At 38.8% G+C, this 17,523-nt stretch carries 19 protein-coding genes and 2 tRNA genes; 11 read left to right on the top strand and 10 right to left on the bottom strand.

Annotated elements, in window-relative coordinates; all coding sequences use genetic code 11:
- Positions 1-41 precede the first annotated feature (41 nt).
- The 3 genes from AC0VZ5_RS10435 (at position 42) to AC0VZ5_RS10425 (ending at position 3,597) form a co-directional block, all read left to right on the top strand.
- A complete protein-coding gene (locus AC0VZ5_RS10435) occupies positions 42-2,471 on the top strand; it encodes a Lon protease family protein (RefSeq protein ID WP_475472731.1) in 2,430 nt (809 codons plus the stop codon).
- Complete coding sequence (locus AC0VZ5_RS10430) at positions 2,468-2,944, top strand: FKBP-type peptidyl-prolyl cis-trans isomerase (protein ID WP_008467995.1); 477 nt, start codon at positions 2,468-2,470, stop codon at positions 2,942-2,944. The genes AC0VZ5_RS10435 and AC0VZ5_RS10430 overlap by 4 nt, the downstream gene beginning before the upstream one ends.
- A gap of 140 nt (positions 2,945-3,084) precedes the next feature.
- Positions 3,085-3,597 carry a hypothetical protein gene (locus tag AC0VZ5_RS10425; protein WP_138604983.1) on the top strand — a complete coding sequence of 171 codons (513 nt, stop codon included), beginning with the start codon at positions 3,085-3,087 and terminating at the stop codon, positions 3,595-3,597.
- A 56-nt stretch (positions 3,598-3,653) separates the two neighbouring features.
- On the opposite strand, the gene AC0VZ5_RS10420 is transcribed toward AC0VZ5_RS10425, so the two are convergent.
- The gene (locus AC0VZ5_RS10420; protein ID WP_475472729.1) at positions 3,654-4,178 is read right to left on the bottom strand and encodes a CIA30 family protein; all 525 of its coding nucleotides are present in this window, start codon (positions 4,176-4,178) and stop codon (positions 3,654-3,656) included.
- 147 nt (positions 4,179-4,325) lie between these two features.
- Between AC0VZ5_RS10420 and AC0VZ5_RS10415 the strand changes: the two genes are divergently transcribed.
- Entirely contained in the window at positions 4,326-4,694 is a 369-nt protein-coding gene (locus AC0VZ5_RS10415) for a hypothetical protein (protein ID WP_475472727.1), read from the top strand.
- Positions 4,695-4,918: 224 nt separating this feature from the next.
- Entirely contained in the window at positions 4,919-5,371 is a 453-nt protein-coding gene (locus tag AC0VZ5_RS10410) for an ATPase (protein ID WP_475472725.1), read from the top strand.
- Positions 5,372-5,438: 67 nt separating this feature from the next.
- Here the strand turns inward: AC0VZ5_RS10410 and AC0VZ5_RS10405 are convergent, their stop codons facing one another.
- Complete coding sequence (locus AC0VZ5_RS10405) at positions 5,439-5,987, bottom strand: hypothetical protein (protein WP_475472723.1); 549 nt, start codon at positions 5,985-5,987, stop codon at positions 5,439-5,441.
- 17 nt (positions 5,988-6,004) lie between these two features.
- Positions 6,005-6,580 carry a hypothetical protein gene (locus tag AC0VZ5_RS10400; protein ID WP_054202464.1) on the bottom strand — a complete coding sequence of 192 codons (576 nt, stop codon included), beginning with the start codon at positions 6,578-6,580 and terminating at the stop codon, positions 6,005-6,007.
- 233 nt (positions 6,581-6,813) lie between these two features.
- Between AC0VZ5_RS10400 and AC0VZ5_RS10395 the strand changes: the two genes are divergently transcribed.
- The 5 genes from AC0VZ5_RS10395 to AC0VZ5_RS10375 all read left to right on the top strand — a co-directional run bounded on the left by AC0VZ5_RS10395 (position 6,814) and on the right by AC0VZ5_RS10375 (position 10,172).
- The gene (locus tag AC0VZ5_RS10395; protein ID WP_475472720.1) at positions 6,814-7,824 is read left to right on the top strand and encodes an RDD family protein; all 1,011 of its coding nucleotides are present in this window, start codon (positions 6,814-6,816) and stop codon (positions 7,822-7,824) included.
- Positions 7,825-7,849: 25 nt separating this feature from the next.
- Positions 7,850-8,701, top strand: coding sequence for an alpha/beta hydrolase (locus tag AC0VZ5_RS10390; protein WP_475472718.1), 852 nt, complete (start codon positions 7,850-7,852; stop codon positions 8,699-8,701).
- 339 nt (positions 8,702-9,040) lie between these two features.
- Positions 9,041-9,325, top strand: a complete 285-nt coding sequence (locus AC0VZ5_RS10385; protein WP_290171707.1) for a hypothetical protein — start codon at positions 9,041-9,043, stop codon at positions 9,323-9,325.
- A 148-nt stretch (positions 9,326-9,473) separates the two neighbouring features.
- Positions 9,474-9,794 (top strand): ATPase, encoded by a 321-nt coding sequence (locus AC0VZ5_RS10380; protein WP_475472716.1) that lies wholly within the window; start codon positions 9,474-9,476, stop codon positions 9,792-9,794.
- Positions 9,795-9,827: 33 nt separating this feature from the next.
- Positions 9,828-10,172, top strand: coding sequence for a 2OG-Fe(II) oxygenase (locus AC0VZ5_RS10375; RefSeq protein ID WP_178956300.1), 345 nt, complete (start codon positions 9,828-9,830; stop codon positions 10,170-10,172).
- 76 nt (positions 10,173-10,248) lie between these two features.
- On the opposite strand, the gene lnt is transcribed toward AC0VZ5_RS10375, so the two are convergent.
- Genes lnt through miaB form a run of 5 tightly spaced genes read right to left on the bottom strand, consistent with a single transcriptional unit; the run spans position 10,249 to position 15,708 of the window.
- Positions 10,249-11,799 (bottom strand): apolipoprotein N-acyltransferase, encoded by a 1,551-nt coding sequence (gene lnt / locus AC0VZ5_RS10370; RefSeq protein WP_475472713.1) that lies wholly within the window; start codon positions 11,797-11,799, stop codon positions 10,249-10,251.
- On the bottom strand, positions 11,780-12,664 hold the full coding sequence (gene corC / locus AC0VZ5_RS10365; RefSeq protein WP_010388331.1) for a CNNM family magnesium/cobalt transport protein CorC: 885 nt from the start codon (positions 12,662-12,664) through the stop codon (positions 11,780-11,782). The genes lnt and corC overlap by 20 nt, the downstream gene beginning before the upstream one ends.
- Positions 12,665-12,686: 22 nt before the next feature.
- On the bottom strand, positions 12,687-13,145 hold the full coding sequence (gene ybeY, locus AC0VZ5_RS10360) for an rRNA maturation RNase YbeY (protein ID WP_010388332.1): 459 nt from the start codon (positions 13,143-13,145) through the stop codon (positions 12,687-12,689).
- A 4-nt stretch (positions 13,146-13,149) separates the two neighbouring features.
- Positions 13,150-14,208: a PhoH family protein gene (locus tag AC0VZ5_RS10355; protein WP_262976800.1), complete on the bottom strand. Its 1,059-nt coding sequence runs from the start codon at positions 14,206-14,208 to the stop codon at positions 13,150-13,152.
- A 54-nt stretch (positions 14,209-14,262) separates the two neighbouring features.
- On the bottom strand, positions 14,263-15,708 hold the full coding sequence (miaB, locus tag AC0VZ5_RS10350) for a tRNA (N6-isopentenyl adenosine(37)-C2)-methylthiotransferase MiaB (RefSeq protein WP_010388336.1): 1,446 nt from the start codon (positions 15,706-15,708) through the stop codon (positions 14,263-14,265).
- A 257-nt stretch (positions 15,709-15,965) separates the two neighbouring features.
- Between miaB and AC0VZ5_RS10345 the strand changes: the two genes are divergently transcribed.
- The gene (locus AC0VZ5_RS10345; RefSeq protein ID WP_475472709.1) at positions 15,966-17,147 is read left to right on the top strand and encodes an FAD-dependent oxidoreductase; all 1,182 of its coding nucleotides are present in this window, start codon (positions 15,966-15,968) and stop codon (positions 17,145-17,147) included.
- A gap of 155 nt (positions 17,148-17,302) precedes the next feature.
- Here the strand turns inward: AC0VZ5_RS10345 and AC0VZ5_RS10340 are convergent.
- Both AC0VZ5_RS10340 and AC0VZ5_RS10335 read right to left on the bottom strand, forming a co-directional pair.
- A tRNA-Gln gene (locus AC0VZ5_RS10340) sits at positions 17,303-17,377 on the bottom strand.
- A gap of 39 nt (positions 17,378-17,416) precedes the next feature.
- Positions 17,417-17,501, bottom strand: a tRNA-Leu gene (locus AC0VZ5_RS10335).
- Between the last annotated feature and the right edge of the window lie 22 nt (positions 17,502-17,523).

Raw genomic sequence — 17,523 nt, 5'->3', positions numbered from 1 at the left:
GCCCAAATCTAGCAATTAAGCTGGTAAAAAAAGAAGTTAGAATGACGAAAAAACTGCTGCCACTACCCGTATCAAATCTTGCACCGAGTATTTCTTCGAGCCATGTAAACACTTGCATGAGCAATCCATACCCTGAGCAACTTACTTTTATAGGCCAACAACGTGCGCAAAGTGCATTGGACTTCTCTTTAGGAATGGACCTACCCGGTTATAATGTTTACGTGATGGGAGAGGCGGCACATGGGCGTTTTACCTTAGTAAAAGACAAATTAAAACAACACGCTAAAGAGCGCACAACACCGCATGAATGGCTGTATGTTAATAACTACGACGATCACCGTGAGCCTATTGCGTTATTTATGCATGCAGGGCAAAGCAAACAATTAGCCGATGATATTGACTCATTTATTGATGAAGTACTCGACACCTTTCCTGCTGCATTTGATAACCCAGCTTATCAGCGCAAGAAAAAATCGATAGACCGCGAGTTTAACGATGCTTACGATGGCGCTATTACCGCGGTAGAAATAGCTGCGCTTGAGCAAAGTGTGGCATTAATTGAAGAAAAAGGCGTAGTCGGCTTTGCACCGCTGATTGATGGCAAGCAACTTACCGATAATGAATTTTCTGATTTGGAAGATGATTTACGCGAAATGTTTTTTGAGCGTATAGAAAAATTAGAAGATGCCCTCATTGAAGCGCTTATTGAGTTACCGCGCTGGAAACGTGAATCTAAAGAAAAGCTTCGCAATCTTAAAAAGTCTACCGCTGAGCAAGCCACTAAACCGTTATTAAAAGATTTAGAACATAAATACGCCAGCCATATTGGTGTGCTGCGTTATTTAAAAGATATACGTGTAGAAATTATTGATGCCGTTCTTGAATGGCTTGATGATGAAGGTGAAAGCGAAGAAAACAAAGAAGACTTTGACCGTAAAGGTATGCTTACCGACTTTTTTGCACCTAATATTTTAGTTGAATACAAAGAAGGCGATGCAGCACCGGTTGTTTACGAGCCAAACCCAACTTTTGGTAATATTTTTGGCAAAATTGAATACGCCACATCGCAAGGGTCGTTAATTACCAGCTATCGCTCAATTCAGCCAGGTGCATTGCACCGCGCCAATGGCGGCTATTTAATTATGGATGCTGAAAAAGTAATGGCTCAACCCCAAGTGTGGGATGGGCTAAAGCTGTCGCTAAAAACCCATCAAATTAAAAATGACTTACCTTATCAAGACAGTGTCGTTGGTAGTAGCTTTACGCTTCGACCGCAGTTAATACCGCTTGATGTGAAAATTATTTTACTCGGCTCACGTGAACTTTATTACACCATCGGTGAATACGACGAGGAATTTGCTGAGTTATTTAGAGTACTTGCCGATTTTGATTATTACTTACCAAGTAGCGATAAGCTGCAGTATCAGTTTATTACTAAAGTCAGTGATTACTGCGAGCAAACATTAAAGTGCACGTTAAACGAAGCCGCAATGGTGCGATTACTTAAATTTAGTTATCGCCAAGCAGAGCACCATAATAAGTTATCAGCACGTTTTGCTGATGTGTTAGAGCTTGTGGCTGAGGCCAGTTTTTACGCTAAGCAAGACAAACTAACGGTGATTGATGCACGCCATATTGACGAAGCCATACAAGGCAAGCAGTACCGTACGGGGCAAATTAGCGAAAACATGCTCAGTGATATAAAGGAAGGGCATACTTTAATAGCTACTGAAGGCCAAGCCGTAGGTAAAGTAAATGGTTTAACGGTACTGCACATTGGTGACACCTCATTTGGCACACCTGCACGTATTACTGCTACCGTTTATGCCGGCGCTGACGGCGTAATTGATGTGGAACGCGAAGCTGAGTTGGGTAAAGCAATTCACTCAAAAGGGGTAATGCTGCTTACCGGGTATTTAGGTAACAAATACGCGCAACACTTTAGCTTAACACTCAGTGCGAATATCGCTATTGAACAAAGTTATGGCTACATAGATGGTGATAGCGCCTCTCTTGCTGAACTTTGTGCGCTAATTTCGGCCATTACGAGCTTACCTATCAGTCAGTCTATTGCTCTAACCGGTTCAATTAACCAACATGGTGATGTACAGGCCATTGGTGGTGTAAATGAGAAAATAGAAGGTTTCTTTAAGCTATGTAAAATGCGCGGCTTAACGGGTGAGCAAGGGGTTATTATTCCTAAATCGAACCAAGTTAATTTGGTGCTTGATGACGAAATACTCAATGCCGTTGAGTTAGGTAAGTTTAATATTTATGCTGTGGAAACCGTTGACCAAGCACTAAACTTATTAATGGATATCGAAGCGGGTGATATGGTTGATGAACACTACCCAGAAGATTCGGTTAATGGCATCGCATTAGCGCGATTAAAAGGCATTGCCGATATTGTTAATGGTGATAACAGCGACGAAAAAGACCACGACCCAGAAGATGAAAAAGGGGAGTTATGATCAATATAATTTTACTGATTGTTATCGCTATTTTTTGCGTTTTGATTTTTAAAAACAGTAAAAAAGCCAAGCAGCAAGCAATCGCTAATGCGCAAATTGAAAGTGATTACTTAATTGCCAATGCAAAGGTAGAAGGCGTTCAAGAAACCGCGTCTGGCTTGCAATATAAAATAATCCATAAAGGGGATAGCGAAAATACACCTAGCCCAACGAGTATGGTGAAAGTGCATTATCACGGCACTTTAATCGACGGCACTGTATTTGACAGCTCAGTGGAGCGTAAAACTCCGATTAGCTTTGGCTTGCACCAAGTTATAAAAGGCTGGACTGAGGGTCTGCAACTGATGAGCCCGGGCGATAAATTTCAGTTTTATATACCGCACCAGCTTGCCTATGGTGAAAAGCGGGTAGGGAGTATACCTCCTGCGTCATTGCTTATTTTTGAGGTGGAATTACTGGCTATAGAGTCGTAATTTTAAGGTAAAAAATACTTTAAGCCCTGCTTTAATCAAGTAGGGCTTTTTTATTTGCTCTTATCAGTCAATCCTACTCAAGAATTTAAAATATCAGTCGATACCTAAAATAGTGACAAATTCATTTTAGGGATAAAATAATGAAGATTTCAACCGCCTCAATTCAATATCAAGCATCTAATTATAACAATCAGCCTTTAATAGAATCAGAACAGCAACACATTGATGATAAATCAGAGGAAGAGCCTGACTATGTTTTATCAGAGTTTTTAGATGCTAAGGTTCAAAAATACAGCGAAGATAACGCAACATTTGCTGAGCAATATCAAAATTTAGAAAAGGCATATAAATATTTCACCCAGCAAGTGGTTGCATTGCAAGAACAAGTAAATAAGCTTAAGCAGAGTACGGTACAACGCAGTTTAACCATTGATAATAGCCAATATGGGCCAGCTGAAGACGATAGTCGCTTAACTATGGATGCTGAGCATATGGGAGCTAAAAAGTATAAAACCGAGCAACAACAAGAAGAGATAAATAGATTGGAGCTGCAACTTAGTGAGGTAAAGTCTCAGCAGGCAGCAATAAAACAACAAATTATTGAGCTAGTAATCAACGAAATGAAAAGGCGAGGCGACGACTTTACTATTTAACCAAAGTCTAACTGTATTAGTTCAGGTTATTTAACCTTGTAATGTACGCAGAAAAGTTAGTTTTTAAACTCAATTTTTTCAACCTCAAGCCTAAATTCTCCCGCCTGTTTACCTGCAATCATAAACCCAAGCTGCCTTACATCTTTAAAGTTAATTGTAGGTTGTTGTTCAAGTAAGCGGCCGCGATAAGTAAGCTGAAAATCTTCAGGTAAAAACTCAATATTAAGCCACTCGCTCTTTGTGGTACTAAACGAGCGGGTATAAGCCGCACCATCCATGTACTCATTGGTTCTTAAACGTAATTGATAGGTTTGACCATCGCCCTTAACACGTAGCACTATTTTTGTAATATTTTGGTTTTTTACATCCAACGGTGTTCTTATTGAAGCAAATCCTCCATTGTTTGCAAGCGATACATTGCCTGTAAACACTAAATTGTCGTTCTCATACAAAACCTGACTATTAGAAATGCCACCCATCACCGAATCATTAACCACATACCAGCGAGCATTGGCATTTGCCTCGGTGGTGGCAAACAGTAAGTTAAAAACAAAAAGTGATGAGAGTTGTTTGGCGGTCATGAGTAATTCCTTAAAACCATTATTAACAATAATACGTTTTGATGTAATAATTGTTCACATAATTATTTTAATACTGGGATAAGGCAATCCTTGATTAAAATACTGACCAAATTAAAGACGTCATAAAATATAAGGATATTAATTTATATGACAAAAAAGCCTGTGATTCTCGTTATCATAGCATTTATTGTTATGATGCTCGGCCCTGTTGGTCTTTATGAGTGGTACACTTCAATCGACCCCTCCTTTATCCCTAACCGTTTTTATGATTTTTTAAGTTTTTGGGTTTTAGGCTTTATTACTATTTCTTTAGTGTGTGCCTTTCTATTTCATTTAATAAAAACGCCAAATGCAAAAGAAGAGTTTAATACTCACTTTGATCAAGAAGGGGTTATCCTTAAATATTCAAGTATCATTATGATACCTATTTTGCTGTATGCATATCTTTGGGCTGTCATTTGTGCGCCGATTCAACTATGGGCGCATTATCATTTAGGCGATTATTGGTCTGAATAATATATCTTAGTTGAGTCTGAGGCTTGTTATAGCGATTATGAGCCGAATTGCGTTCGTTTACTCTTTGCAGATATATCTACAAACAAACAGCATACCATCAGGTGGTATTTAGATAAGCACAAGCTTTTAAAACTTAAAAATACAAAAGTGAACTTAGTCGGCGAAAAAAGTTACTTTGGCTATCTTGTTAACGAAATACAATGGTAAAAACGAAAGGGAATTAAATGAAAAGTAATAATTTGAACGAGAGTATAAAAGGCTTTTTTTGGGGAGTTGGGTTTGTAATAGCAATGCTTGGCGGCATTAGTGCGTTCGCCCTTACAATCGCCGCTGATGTTGACAGTGGATTTAAAACAATGGTTTCTAATAAAGCATTAGAAACAAGTGATGAAATTAATAATGATTATAAACTAACTCTTTCTGAAATATATAAAGAAAATGGTCAAGTAAGAATCGCGGCTGAATTAAAAAATATTACTAACGAGAGCATTTATACGGGAACCGTTATTGCTTCTACATTTGACGAAAGGGGTAAGTTTATTGGTAACTGTGTAGGTAAAAGCACAGACAGCTTTCTAGAACCTAGCGAAGTTAGCTATGTTGACATTAAATGCAATTTATTTAGATCACAAGCAAGTAAAGTTCACTCGACAAAGCTTAAAATTAAGTGGTTTTAGGGTAAGTTTAAATAAAAAGAGCCATACGAAGTATGACTCTTTTTTATTTGAAATCGATGTAATAGAGTTATTTTATTGAGGCAATAAACTCTTCATCTGTATATAGGTTTGTTAGTAATTTTTGAACTAACTCTACGTAGCTTTTTTGACCATTAGGGATAGCGATCGCTCCCATAAATGAAGAGTCAAAAGTGTGTTCGGCCATGATTTCTTTTTCGAATAAGATAATATTCTCTTCTGAAACGATAAAATTTACTTTTATAAATGAACTTCCCTCGGAGAAACCCGTAACATCAATATCTTGGTCAATTACTTTGCCAGTTACTTGCTTTTTAGCAACACCAGACCAAAGCTTGGCTAACTTAAGCTCTTGCAACAAAGCATTTTCAATATATTTACCATAACTGTTGCCTACAGATGAAATAAGAGGTGAGCCTCTAAGTGAAATTTTATTTAGTTTCTTTTCAGATTTAATTGTGCCAACAGATAGAGGGGAAACCGTTTCTTGCTTTAATTTTGAAACGTTACCAATGTCTGCACTATAAGGAGGCACTTGAATTGTACATGCACTTAAGAATAAAACCCCGATTAATCCTATTGAACTTCTATACTTCATTTTAATTCTTTCCTTACTCATAGTTTTGACTGCTCTAACTCTACAACTAGTTTGTTAAATGCTTCTTCTGTTGCACGCTTTGCTGATAAAGAAAAGTCGTTTTTAAACTCATCAAATTCAGCTTTGCCAAAACCTTTAACTTCAGTATTCCATGCTATATCGCCATTGTTATTTAAAGTTTTACAGTTTAACGTGAAAGTAAACTCTGTAGGTGGCCATGTAAATAAACTATCTGAACTAGATTCAGTTGTTATTGTAGGTATAAATACATATTCAATTTTATTGTCTTGTAAAAATGTATTATCAGTTAATGATTCAAGCTTATAAACGTTTTCAAATTTATTAGAAAGTACAGTATATAATGCAGCTTCTGTGTCTTTATAAGGTTTGTAACTAACATTATCGCCACCACCGCCAGGTGTTTTTACTTGTTTTTTAATATCATCTTCAGAAATATAATAACCTACAACAGATATTGATTTATTTTCTGAAAGCTGAAGTTTTTCAGTGTCTGGATTTAAACTTATCTGGTGGGCACAGCCACTTAAAACAAGTACCGAAAACAAGAAAAACATGTTAGTTAATAACTTCAAAATATACTCCATATATTTAATTTTTAAAGAAAAAGTAGTTTCATCGATAATATATGTTTTGTAGTTGCATTGTAAATAATGTTAACTTTATATTTGTAAATGGTTGTAACTTTTGTATCTAATAATTTTTGGTTTTGAGGTGTTTTTATTTTAAATAGAGATGAGTTCGCTTGAGCAAAAATTAAAAAGCGCGTAATTTAACCGCGTTACCTATTTTAATAACAAGTATAATAATGAAAGCACAAGAATTAGAACAATTAGCGTTATCTAAAGCCGAAACTCGAGAAGTGATCACGCCGTATGCCTTTAAGGTTGATAATGCTTTACTTGGCTTGCCTTTGGCTTCGCCGACTCGGCGCGTATTAGCTATGATTATAGATGTTGCATTAATATTCTTAGCTGCAAAGCTCAGTGCAACTATTATTGCATTCGTTGCTGCGATGGCGTTTTACAAAGGAACGGCGCAGCAATACCTTCCTAAAATGTCGAGTGTGTGGCGAAGAATATTAAAAATAGTAGCAGCAAGTATTTTATTTGTAAGCGCTCTTGCTGTGCTTTCAATTGGTATAGATTATTTAGAAGGCGATGACTCTGATCAAGGCTTAACTGTTCAAGGCTTAAAAATACAGGATGACATTCAGCTTACCTCCACAGAAAAAAGGCAGGTAAATGCTTACTTAGTGCAAACAGCAGACGAAAGCTGTGAGCAATCTTGTCAACAAAATGCACTTGATAACTTGATAGGGCAAGTACCCAAATTAGCCGAAATGGACGACCTACAAAACCCACAACTTGCAAAAGCATTTTTACAATTATTAGTGCTTAGTGAAAATAATGAATTAAAGCTTACGCAGTTAATAGAAGATAAACCCGCACAAACAACCACACACAGTATTTTGCAGTGGGGTAAAGGGATTATTCAAGATTTAGGTTTGGGTTTTGGCTGGGCGGCTGTGTACTTCACACTGTTTTCTTTATTATGGCGCGGTCAAACCCCTGGTAAAAAGTTCTGTAACACCAGAGTGGTTGCATTAAGTGGTGAATCACTGGGTTTACTTGATTGTTTTGGCCGCTACGGTGGTTACGGTGCAGGTTTTGCCACCGGCTTGTTAGGCTTTTTACAAGTATACTGGGACCCAAACAGGCAAGCCATTCAAGATAAAATATCAGCCACTGTGGTTATTCAAGGGAATGTGAACCAAGTTGTAAATGTGCAAACAGTAGAAGAGACTGTTAAAAGTTAACTTTGCTCTTATTACAAGGATGGTTATGAAAGCTTTATTAATTGTATTTATTAATCTGTATTTTATTACGGTTTCGTATGCGTCAGAAGATATTATATTAGCAAAAGCGCATCAGCTTAAGTCTGTTATTTTAGATGAGCAACGCAGCTTCAGCGTTTATTTACAGCCAAGCTATAATGAAAACCCTGATAAAGAATATCCAGTTATTTATTTGCTCGATGGTGACCAAACACAGCTAAAAGCTGTCGCTGGGCTAGTAGAGGCACTTAGTACAGAACGGCTAGAGCAGCAAATACAACAAGCAATTATAGTAGCCATTCCAAATAGTAAAAATGCGATAAGAGAGCGTGACTTTACCCCAACCAATGTCGATTGGACATTTAACGGTAAACTCCTAGAAAGGTTTGAAAATATTGGTAACGCCGCAAACTACAGCGTCTTTTTCGAAAAAGAACTTATTCCACTCATTAATAAAAATTACCGAACATCAACTAAACGCGTATTAATTGGCGAGTCTTTTGGTGGCTTGTTTGCAAACTATGTATTGCTTACCAATCATGCGCTATTTACAGACTACTTAATAATTGATGCAACTTACCTTTGGGATAATAACTACCTCAATCGATATTTTGATAAGAAGCAACTTGTAAACAAGCAGCTTAACGGTAATGTGTATTTTACCTTTGCAAATAACGGCGAAGCGTTTGGTGAGATTGGTAAAACAAATTATCAATGGGGCTTAGCACTTGTTGAAAAGCTAAAAGCGCACTCGAGCGATAATTTAAATATAAATCAACGTTACTTTGAAGATGAAACTCATGGCACAGTCGCTGCCCTTAGTTGGTATTATGGGTTAAAAAGTATACTTAAAAGATAATTTTATCATTGAAGTTGAATGGGAGTTTAATTGCTAAACATAAAGCACAAAGAGTTTCATAAAAGCTTTTTATATCTATTAATTATATTCGCACTAATGAGCTATTTAGTATTGCTCATTGGATGGTACGAGTTTAACGATCCTGCTTTTATTGCTAATGAGCGATTACATTTTATAGAGCTAGCAGTGCTACCTATATTAACCATGGCAGTAATATATACATTATTTAAAAAGTATAGGTGTGATCACAACTTTAATTATTTAATAACTCGTCACTTTTTTAAAGGTAGCAGGCTAGTAAAAGGATTTTTGATAGTAATGTACCCTTGTTTGATCTATATGGCGTTGTGGAAATTTAGCGTAGTTCCCATTATGTATTATGCTGAAAATAATTTAGGCGAACTGTGGTCTGAAGAATATTTTTTAACTGATGTAACTACATGTATTATAAATGATCAGCAGCAATGTATAACATTAAACATTGCTGATTTATCCACTGGTGAAGAGCATTCGTTTAGATGGTACTTAGATACGGACGAGCTACAAACACTTAAAAACAAAAATATAAATTTAGTCGGTGAAAAAAGTTACTTTGGCAATCTTGTTAACGAAATACAATGGTAAAAACCAAAGAGAATTAAATGAAAAGCAATAATTTTAATGAGAGCATAAAAGGTTTTTTTGGGGCATCGGGTTTGTAATAGCTATACTCGGCGGTATTAGTGCATTCGCCCTGACAATCGCCGCTGATGTTGACAATGGATTTAAAACAATGGTTTCTAATAAAGCATTAGAAACAAGTGATGAAATTAATAATGATTATAAACTAACTCTTTCTGAAATATACAAAGAAAATGGTCAAGTAAGAATCGCAGCTGAATTAAAAAATATTACTAACGAGAGCATTTATACGGGAACCGTTATTGCTTCTACATTTGATGAAAGTGGCAAGTTTATTGGTAATTGTGTAGGCAAAAGCACAGAAAGCTTTTTAGAACCTAGCGAAGTTAGCTATGTTGACATTAAATGCAATTTATTTAGATCACAAGCAAGTAAAGTTCACTCGACAAAGCTTAAAATTAAGTGGTTCTAGGCATGTATTCAATTTTTTTAGAGTTAAGTGTAGATGCTAAATAAACTATTTAGTTGGGAGCGTGGGCGACAAAGATCAGGTTATGACAAGATGCTACTCTGTCGTATTTTTGCTCCTTTTAAGTTTGATGTCTATTTGATTAAATTTCCACAAGGGAGTGAAATAAAACCGCATATCGATAACGTTAAAACTGGTCGGCACTTTAGGCTCAATATTATATTAAAACATGCCGCCAAGGGTGGTGAGTTTATTTGTGACAATCCAATTATAAATTACCACCGAGTTAAGCTGTTCAGGCCTGATATAGAACAGCACCAAGTATCAAAAATAGAAAAGGGCAGTCGTTATATTTTAAGCATAGGCTGGATTAAAAATTAAATTTTTGTAGGTTGGGCTTTGCAAAGCTAAACCCAACAAAAATCATCTTCTGTTGCTGATAGCTAAAAGCTCTAATTTACTTCTTAGACCTAACCCCAAATCCAATCATACCCAACAACACCATTACTCCCCATACAAACCCATTGCCGTATTGGCTATACACGCTATCCCCTTGTATGAGCTTTATATTGGCTTTGAGTGTGGTAGCTTCAAACTGTGGCATAGTTTGGCGTGTTTGGCTTATGGGGTCGTATACACCGCTTATGCCGTTGTTGGTAACACGCACTAATGGACGCTGAAGTTCTAGGGCGCGCATACGGGCAATTTGCATATGCTGGTGGGGGCCTATTGAATCACCAAACCAAGCATCATTACTCACCGTAAATAATATGTCTGAGTCGCTTTTGTAGTTACCACGCACTAAATCGGCAAATACTATTTCGTAACAAATAGCGGGCAGCAGGTTAAAGCCATTCGCACGTAAATTATCTTGTACTTTATCACCGCGCGAGAACGATGACATGGGTAAATCAAATAACGGAGCTATGGGGCGGAGTATGTCTTCAAATGGAACAAACTCACCAATCGGGAGTAATTGATGTTTTTGATAGCGGTTATTGTCTAAGTAACGATAGTGGCCGTATTCATCATTTTGCTCTTTGTTACCGACCACAATTAGCGTATTGAAAATGGTTTTAGTGTCGCGTTGGTAATCGACAATACCGGTCACTAATGCAGTTTTATTGAATGAGGCGGCACTGTCTAAGCCTGCTAAATACGAATCGGCAAGCGCTTCTATCTCAGGCACTGCAGCTTCAGGCCACACGATTAACTCGGCATCCCAGTGACGGCGCGTCATATCCTGATACTTACTCATGGTGGTCCAAAACTCACTGGGGTCAAACCGCAAGTGTTGTTTTATATTACCTTGTACAAGCAGCACAGAGAGGTCTTTATCGGAGTAATTGGTTACCTTTGTAAAGTGTGCGCCTGTGAAGGCAAGCAAAACCACAGCAGCGGTAACAACAGGCATTTTAAATTGTTTTTGCGTTAAGCTGTACAATGCAAAGCCTATGGCAATACATAATAGTGTGAGCCCAAATTCACCAATTAAAGGAGCAAGGGCATTCAGAGGGCTATCGGTTTGTGTATAACCAAAGCTTAACCAAGGAAAACCAGTTAACAGGTTGGCACGCAAATATTCACTAATAGCAAAACAAGGGAGTAATAGCGCTGCAAAACTTATAGAGCCGTTTGAAAAGCGAGTGGTTGCCCACAGCGCCAGCGCAGGAAATAACGCAAGGTAGCTACAAAGCAGTGCCATTAATGCAATTGAGGCGATAAGTGGCATACCGCCAAAGGTGGCGATAGAAACATGTACCCAACTTATACCTGCACCAAACCAGCCTAAACCAAATATAAAGCCATACTTAGCGGCTGTTTTAGCATGTACTTTTCCATTGAGGTTTGCAGGAATACAAAAAAATAGCGAGCCTATGCTAAAAAATACAATCGGCCAAATACCAAAAGGCGCGTAGCTAAAAGTTAAAAGAAGGCCCGCAACCAGTGCGAGCCATGCTTTTTTATCTTTTGCTAGTAGGGTGAGACTAGTTAGCAGTTTCTTCACTGTCGTTATCATCAGCCTTAGGAATGGTGACTTGCAGTTGCAATATACGACGATTATCAGAATTGGTTACTTTAAACTGAAATCCTTCTATATCAATGGTTTCGCCACGGCTCGGCATATGGCCAAAGGCGTGTAACACGGTACCACCAATAGTATCTGCGTCTTGCGAGCTATAACCTGATTTAAAATGCTCGTTAAAGTCATCTACAGGGGTCAGTGCCTGCACAACGTAAACGTGCTTAGCCAGTTGTCGAATATCTTGTTGTTCTTCTTCTTCATCGTGCTCATCTTCGATTTCGCCTACAATGATCTCAAGAATATCTTCAATGGTTACTAAACCCGATACACCGCCGTATTCATCAATTACAATCGCCATATGGTAACGTTGCTGACGAAACTCATTAAGCAGAGTATCAACCCGTTTACTTTCAGGCACTACCATAGCAGGGCGCAAATAGTCACGTAGCGATGGTAAATGCTCATCTTTATTTAAAATGAGGGGTAATAAGTCTTTTGCGAGTAAAATCCCTTCTACATGGTCTTTATCTTCACACACCACCGGAAAACGAGAGTGGGTAGAGTCAACCATCATAGGTATGTGCTCTTCAAGCGGGCTATCAATTTCCAAAGTGACCATTTGTGAGCGCGGGATCATAATATCTCGCACTTTTAGCTCAGACACGCCAAGCACACCTTCAATCATTTCTTTGGTTTCAGGATCGATTACATCCCGCTCTTGGGCATCGGCAATTACCTCAACCAGCTCTTCTCTATTCTGGGGTTCCCCTTGCAACATCTGGGTTATACGACCCAGCCAAGTTTTGCCAGAAGAACCCTGGCTAGATTGCGAGTTATCGTCGCTCATTACGTCTAATTGCTCCGTTTATTTAAATATCGTCCCGATATGGGTCTGCTATGTTTAGTTCAGCAAGTAATTGCTTTTCTATACTTTCCATCTCTAACGCGTCTTCACTCTTTATATGGTCAAATCCAAGTAAATGCAAGCATCCATGAATAACCATATGAGCAAAGTGGTCATGAAATGACTTTTCTTGCTCTTGTGCCTCAGCCAAAACAATGGCAGGACAAATAATTAAGTCACCCACAAGTGGGATATCAATACCCGGTGGCGCTTCAAATTCAAATGATAATACGTTGGTAGGCTTATTTTTACCACGGTAGTCATTATTGAGCTGTTGCGACTGTTCTTCATCGCTGATAACAATGGTCAGCTCAGACTCATCACGATATTGGCTAAGTACTTTATCGGCCCACATGGCAAACTGCTCAAGGCTGGGTAAGTTGTCAAACTCACACGCTATTTGTAAATCAAGTTCTGTTTTCACGGTATTACTCTTTTGTAGCAGGTTGCTCATGAGCGGCGAGCGCTTCTTTGGCTTGTTGTTTCTCTAATCGTTTAAGGCGTTCACGCTCATCGTTTCGCTCATACGCTTCTACAATGCGGGCTACTACAGGGTGGCGTACCACATCGTGCGATTTGAAAAAGTTAAAGCTAATTTCATCAACGCCATCCAATACTTCAATAGCATGGCGAAGACCAGAGCGCGCACCTCGAGGTAAATCAACTTGGGTTATATCGCCGGTGATCACTGCTTTAGAATTAAAACCAATACGGGTTAAGAACATTTTCATTTGCTCTGTGGTGGTATTTTGGCTTTCATCTAAAATAATAAACGCATCATTAAGTGTGCGCCCACGCATGTAAGCCAGTGGCGCAATTTCAATGATGTTTTTTTCAATCAGCTTTTCAACACGCTCAAAGCCAAGCATTTCAAATAAGGCATCGTAAAGTGGGCGTAAGTAAGGGTCTATTTTTTGGCTTAAGTCACCCGGTAAAAAACCGAGTTTTTCACCCGCTTCAACCGCAGGGCGAGTGAGTAATATACGGCGTATTTCTTGGCGCTCTAGTGCATCAACTGCCGCTGCAACGGCAAGATAGGTTTTACCTGTACCTGCAGGGCCAATACCAAAGGTAATGTCGTGGTGCAAAATATTAGCAACATACAAGCCTTGGTTATCGTTTCGCGGTTTAATAACGCCACGACGGGTTTTAATCATCATTTCTTTGCCATAAGCACTGTGTGCAACATCTTGCTCAAGCGCTTTAGACTCAGTGATGGCTAAATGTACGTTGTCAGGCTCAATTTCGCCAATTTCCCCACGCACAGGTTGAGTATCAATATAAAGGTTTTTTAAGATCTCTACCGCGCCAGCACTACTGTGTAGTTTACCGGTTACTTTAAAAAAGTTATCACGATGAATAATTTCAACACCTAGACGGCGTTCAATTTGTTTGATGTTTTCGTCAAACGGGCCACATAATGAAGAAAGGCGTTTGTTGTCGGCAGGTTCTAAATAAATCTCTAATGTTTTTAACTGATTACTCAAAATTACTTCCTATTACAGTGCGCCAGCGTTAACTGGCGCAATGAATTTTTGCAACTAAGGTACGAAAGTAGCAACGCCAATTTCGTTAGCTGTCTCGGTTTTTTGCTCACTCGCTGCTTTGGTTAAAATAGCAGAAGGCGCAATTTCGCGGCGTAAGTTCATTTCTGATTCTGTACGAATTAAATCGCCACGTAAAGAGTTTGGTAACGCCTCGGTAATACGTACATCAACAAACTGACCGATCACTGTGTGTGGGCCAACAAAGTTAACTACACGGTTGTTTTCAGTACGTCCACGTAGTTCCATCGGGTTCTTCTTAGAAGGGCCTTCAACTAAAATACGTTGCTCTGTATCAAACATTTGGCGGCTAATTTGCTGCGCCATTTGTGTAATACGGTTTTGTAATAAGTACAGGCGCTCTTTTTTCTCTTGCTCGGTTACGTCATCTGGTAAATCGGCCGCTGGCGTGCCTGGGCGTGCACTGTAAATAAAGCTAAAGCTCATATCAAAACCAATATCGTTGATAAGGTTCATGGTGGCTTCAAAATCGGCCTTACTTTCACCTGGGAAACCTATGATGAAATCTGACGACATGCTTAGGTTAGGGCGAATTTTACGTAGCTTACGAATAGTTGATTTGTACTCAAGGGCAGTATGGCCGCGTTTCATTAAGTTTAAAACACGGTCTGAACCACTTTGTACTGGAAGGTGTAAGTGATCAACCAGCTCAGGCACATCAGCGTACGCATCAATAATGTCTGGTGTAAACTCTACAGGGTGTGAGGTGGTGTAACGAATACGGTCAATCCCGTCAATTGCAGCCACTAAACGAATTAGATCTGAGAAATAGCAAATTTCACCATCGTGTGTATCACCACGGTATGCATTTACGTTTTGACCTAATAGGTTAACTTCACGTACGCCTTGCTCGGCTAACTGTGCAACTTCTAATAATACATCATCAACAGGGCGGCTTACTTCTTCACCACGGGTGTAAGGCACAACACAGAAAGTACAATATTTAGAACAACCTTCCATAATTGATACAAACGCAGAAGGACCTTCCGCTTTAGGCTCAGGTAAGCGGTCAAATTTTTCAATCTCAGGGAATGAAATATCAACTACAGATGAACCTTTATCGCCTTGTACTTGTTTAATCATCTCAGGTAAACGGTGCAAAGTTTGTGGACCAAAAATAACATCTACAAACGGAGCACGTTGGCGAATTGAATCACCTTCTTGTGATGCAACACAGCCGCCTACACCAATTATAAGGTCTGGTTTGTCATCTTTTAATAACTTCCAACGACCTAGTTGGTGAAATACTTTTTCTTGCGCTTTTTCACGAATTGAACAGGTATTAAGTAAGATAACATCAGCATCAGCAGCTTCTTCAGTTAGCTGATAGCCGTTGGTAGCATCTAGAAGATCAGCCATTTTCTGAGAGTCGTATTCGTTCATCTGACAACCCCAGGTTTTAATATGCAGCTTTTTGCTCATTGAAATATAGCCTCGTGTTCAATTCGATAGTGGCACAAATATGTGCTAGAAACAGGTATAAGTGGCGGAATTATTAAAATTTCGCTCGACTTAAAGGACGCGTATTTTAGCTGGATACACGCTCAAAACCAAGTATAGATTTCATGTTTGTGATCTGAAATCAATATAGTATGGGTTTAATAATAGAATTAAGCGAAGCGCTCACACTGAGCAAACTAATTACGATACAATCTAAGCAGAGTTAAGTCAGAATTAAAATGATGAAAAACATGGCTAAAAATAATGTAATTGTAGTAGGGGGCGGCATGGTTGGTGCCGCTATGGCTATTAAATTAGCGCAACAAGGCAAAGCCGTACGTGTTATTGAAAAACATCCAATAGATGCACCACAGGTACTTAACAGTGATGACGTTGATATACGTATTTCGGCTATTAATCGCTTTTCTGAAAAATTGCTTGATCAGCTCGGTGCGATGCCATTATTGCGAGCAAATAGATTGGCTCCCTATGAACAATTAGAGACCTTTGAACAGGGTAACGATCATTTATTATTTGATTGTCACGCTATTAATACCACCCATTTAGGTCATTTAATTGAGAATAAGCTAGTTCAAGCCAGTTTATGGCAGCAATTTGAGCAACATAATATTGAAATAAGTAACCCTTCATCGGTTTTAACGGCAGTAGAGCAAAACCCTGATAGCATTACCTTGCACTATAACGAACAAAGCTTTACTACTGATTTAGTTATTGCAGCGGATGGCGGGCAATCACAATTACGCAGCAAGGCCAACATTGGTATAACCGGGTGGCAATATCAGCAGCATTGTATGGGGGTGCTAATAAAGCTCGATGCACCACAACAAGTTAAAACATGGCAGCAGTTTACACCTTCGGGGCCAGTTGCGTTTTTACCTATGCAAGCACCTTATGCAAATTTAATTTGGTATGACGATGCAAATACCCTCAAAGCATTTAAAGCCCTACAACCTAGCGAATTAAAGGCTCATATTATTGAAAAGTTTCCAAAGCTTGCTGGTGATTTTGAAGTACAAAGCCATGCTATATTTCCTTTAGCAAGGCAGCATGCCAATAATTATTCACAAGGCAGACTCGTTTTAGTGGGTGATGCGGCGCACACCATTAATCCTCTGGCAGGACAGGGTGTTAATTTAGGCTTTCAAGATGTAGCTGCTTTAGCTGAAGTGTTACGTACAGCTGATGATGTAGGGTGCCCGCTAATGCTTAAAGAATACGAGCGTAGTCGTCGTAACGCTAATTTATTAATGATGAGTATGATGGATGCTTGCTACTTTGGTTTCTCAAATCAAATAGCCCCATTAAAATGGGCGCGCAGCACATTTTTAAAGTTAGCTAATAATACAGGGCCGGTAAAAAACTGGGTGCTGAAATACGCAATAAGCGGTGAGCTTAGTTAAAATACTTATAGTTATTAAAAGGCTCAAATTTGGGTCTTTTTTATGCCTAAGAAAAAGTGGTGTAGGTTATAAAGGTAGAAACAGAATTAAAGATATAAGTTAGATAATTGGAATTTAGGGTAAATCGTGAAGTGTAATCGAAGACCTGTGCAAATTGGCTGGGATACCAGGATTTGAACCTGGGAATGCCAGGATCAAAACCTGGTGCCTTACCGCTTGGCGATATCCCAACTCTAAATTTGGATGAGTTTTAGTTCTAGTTAAGAACATGGTGCGGAAGGAGAGACTTGAACTCTCACATCCTAAGATACTGGAACCTAAATCCAGCGCGTCTACCAATTCCGCCACTCCCGCAGTTCTTATTCTTATACAACAT

This window comes from Pseudoalteromonas sp. QJM3NY_12, assembly GCF_056173165.1.
This window is presented reverse-complemented; position numbering and strand designations above follow the sequence as displayed.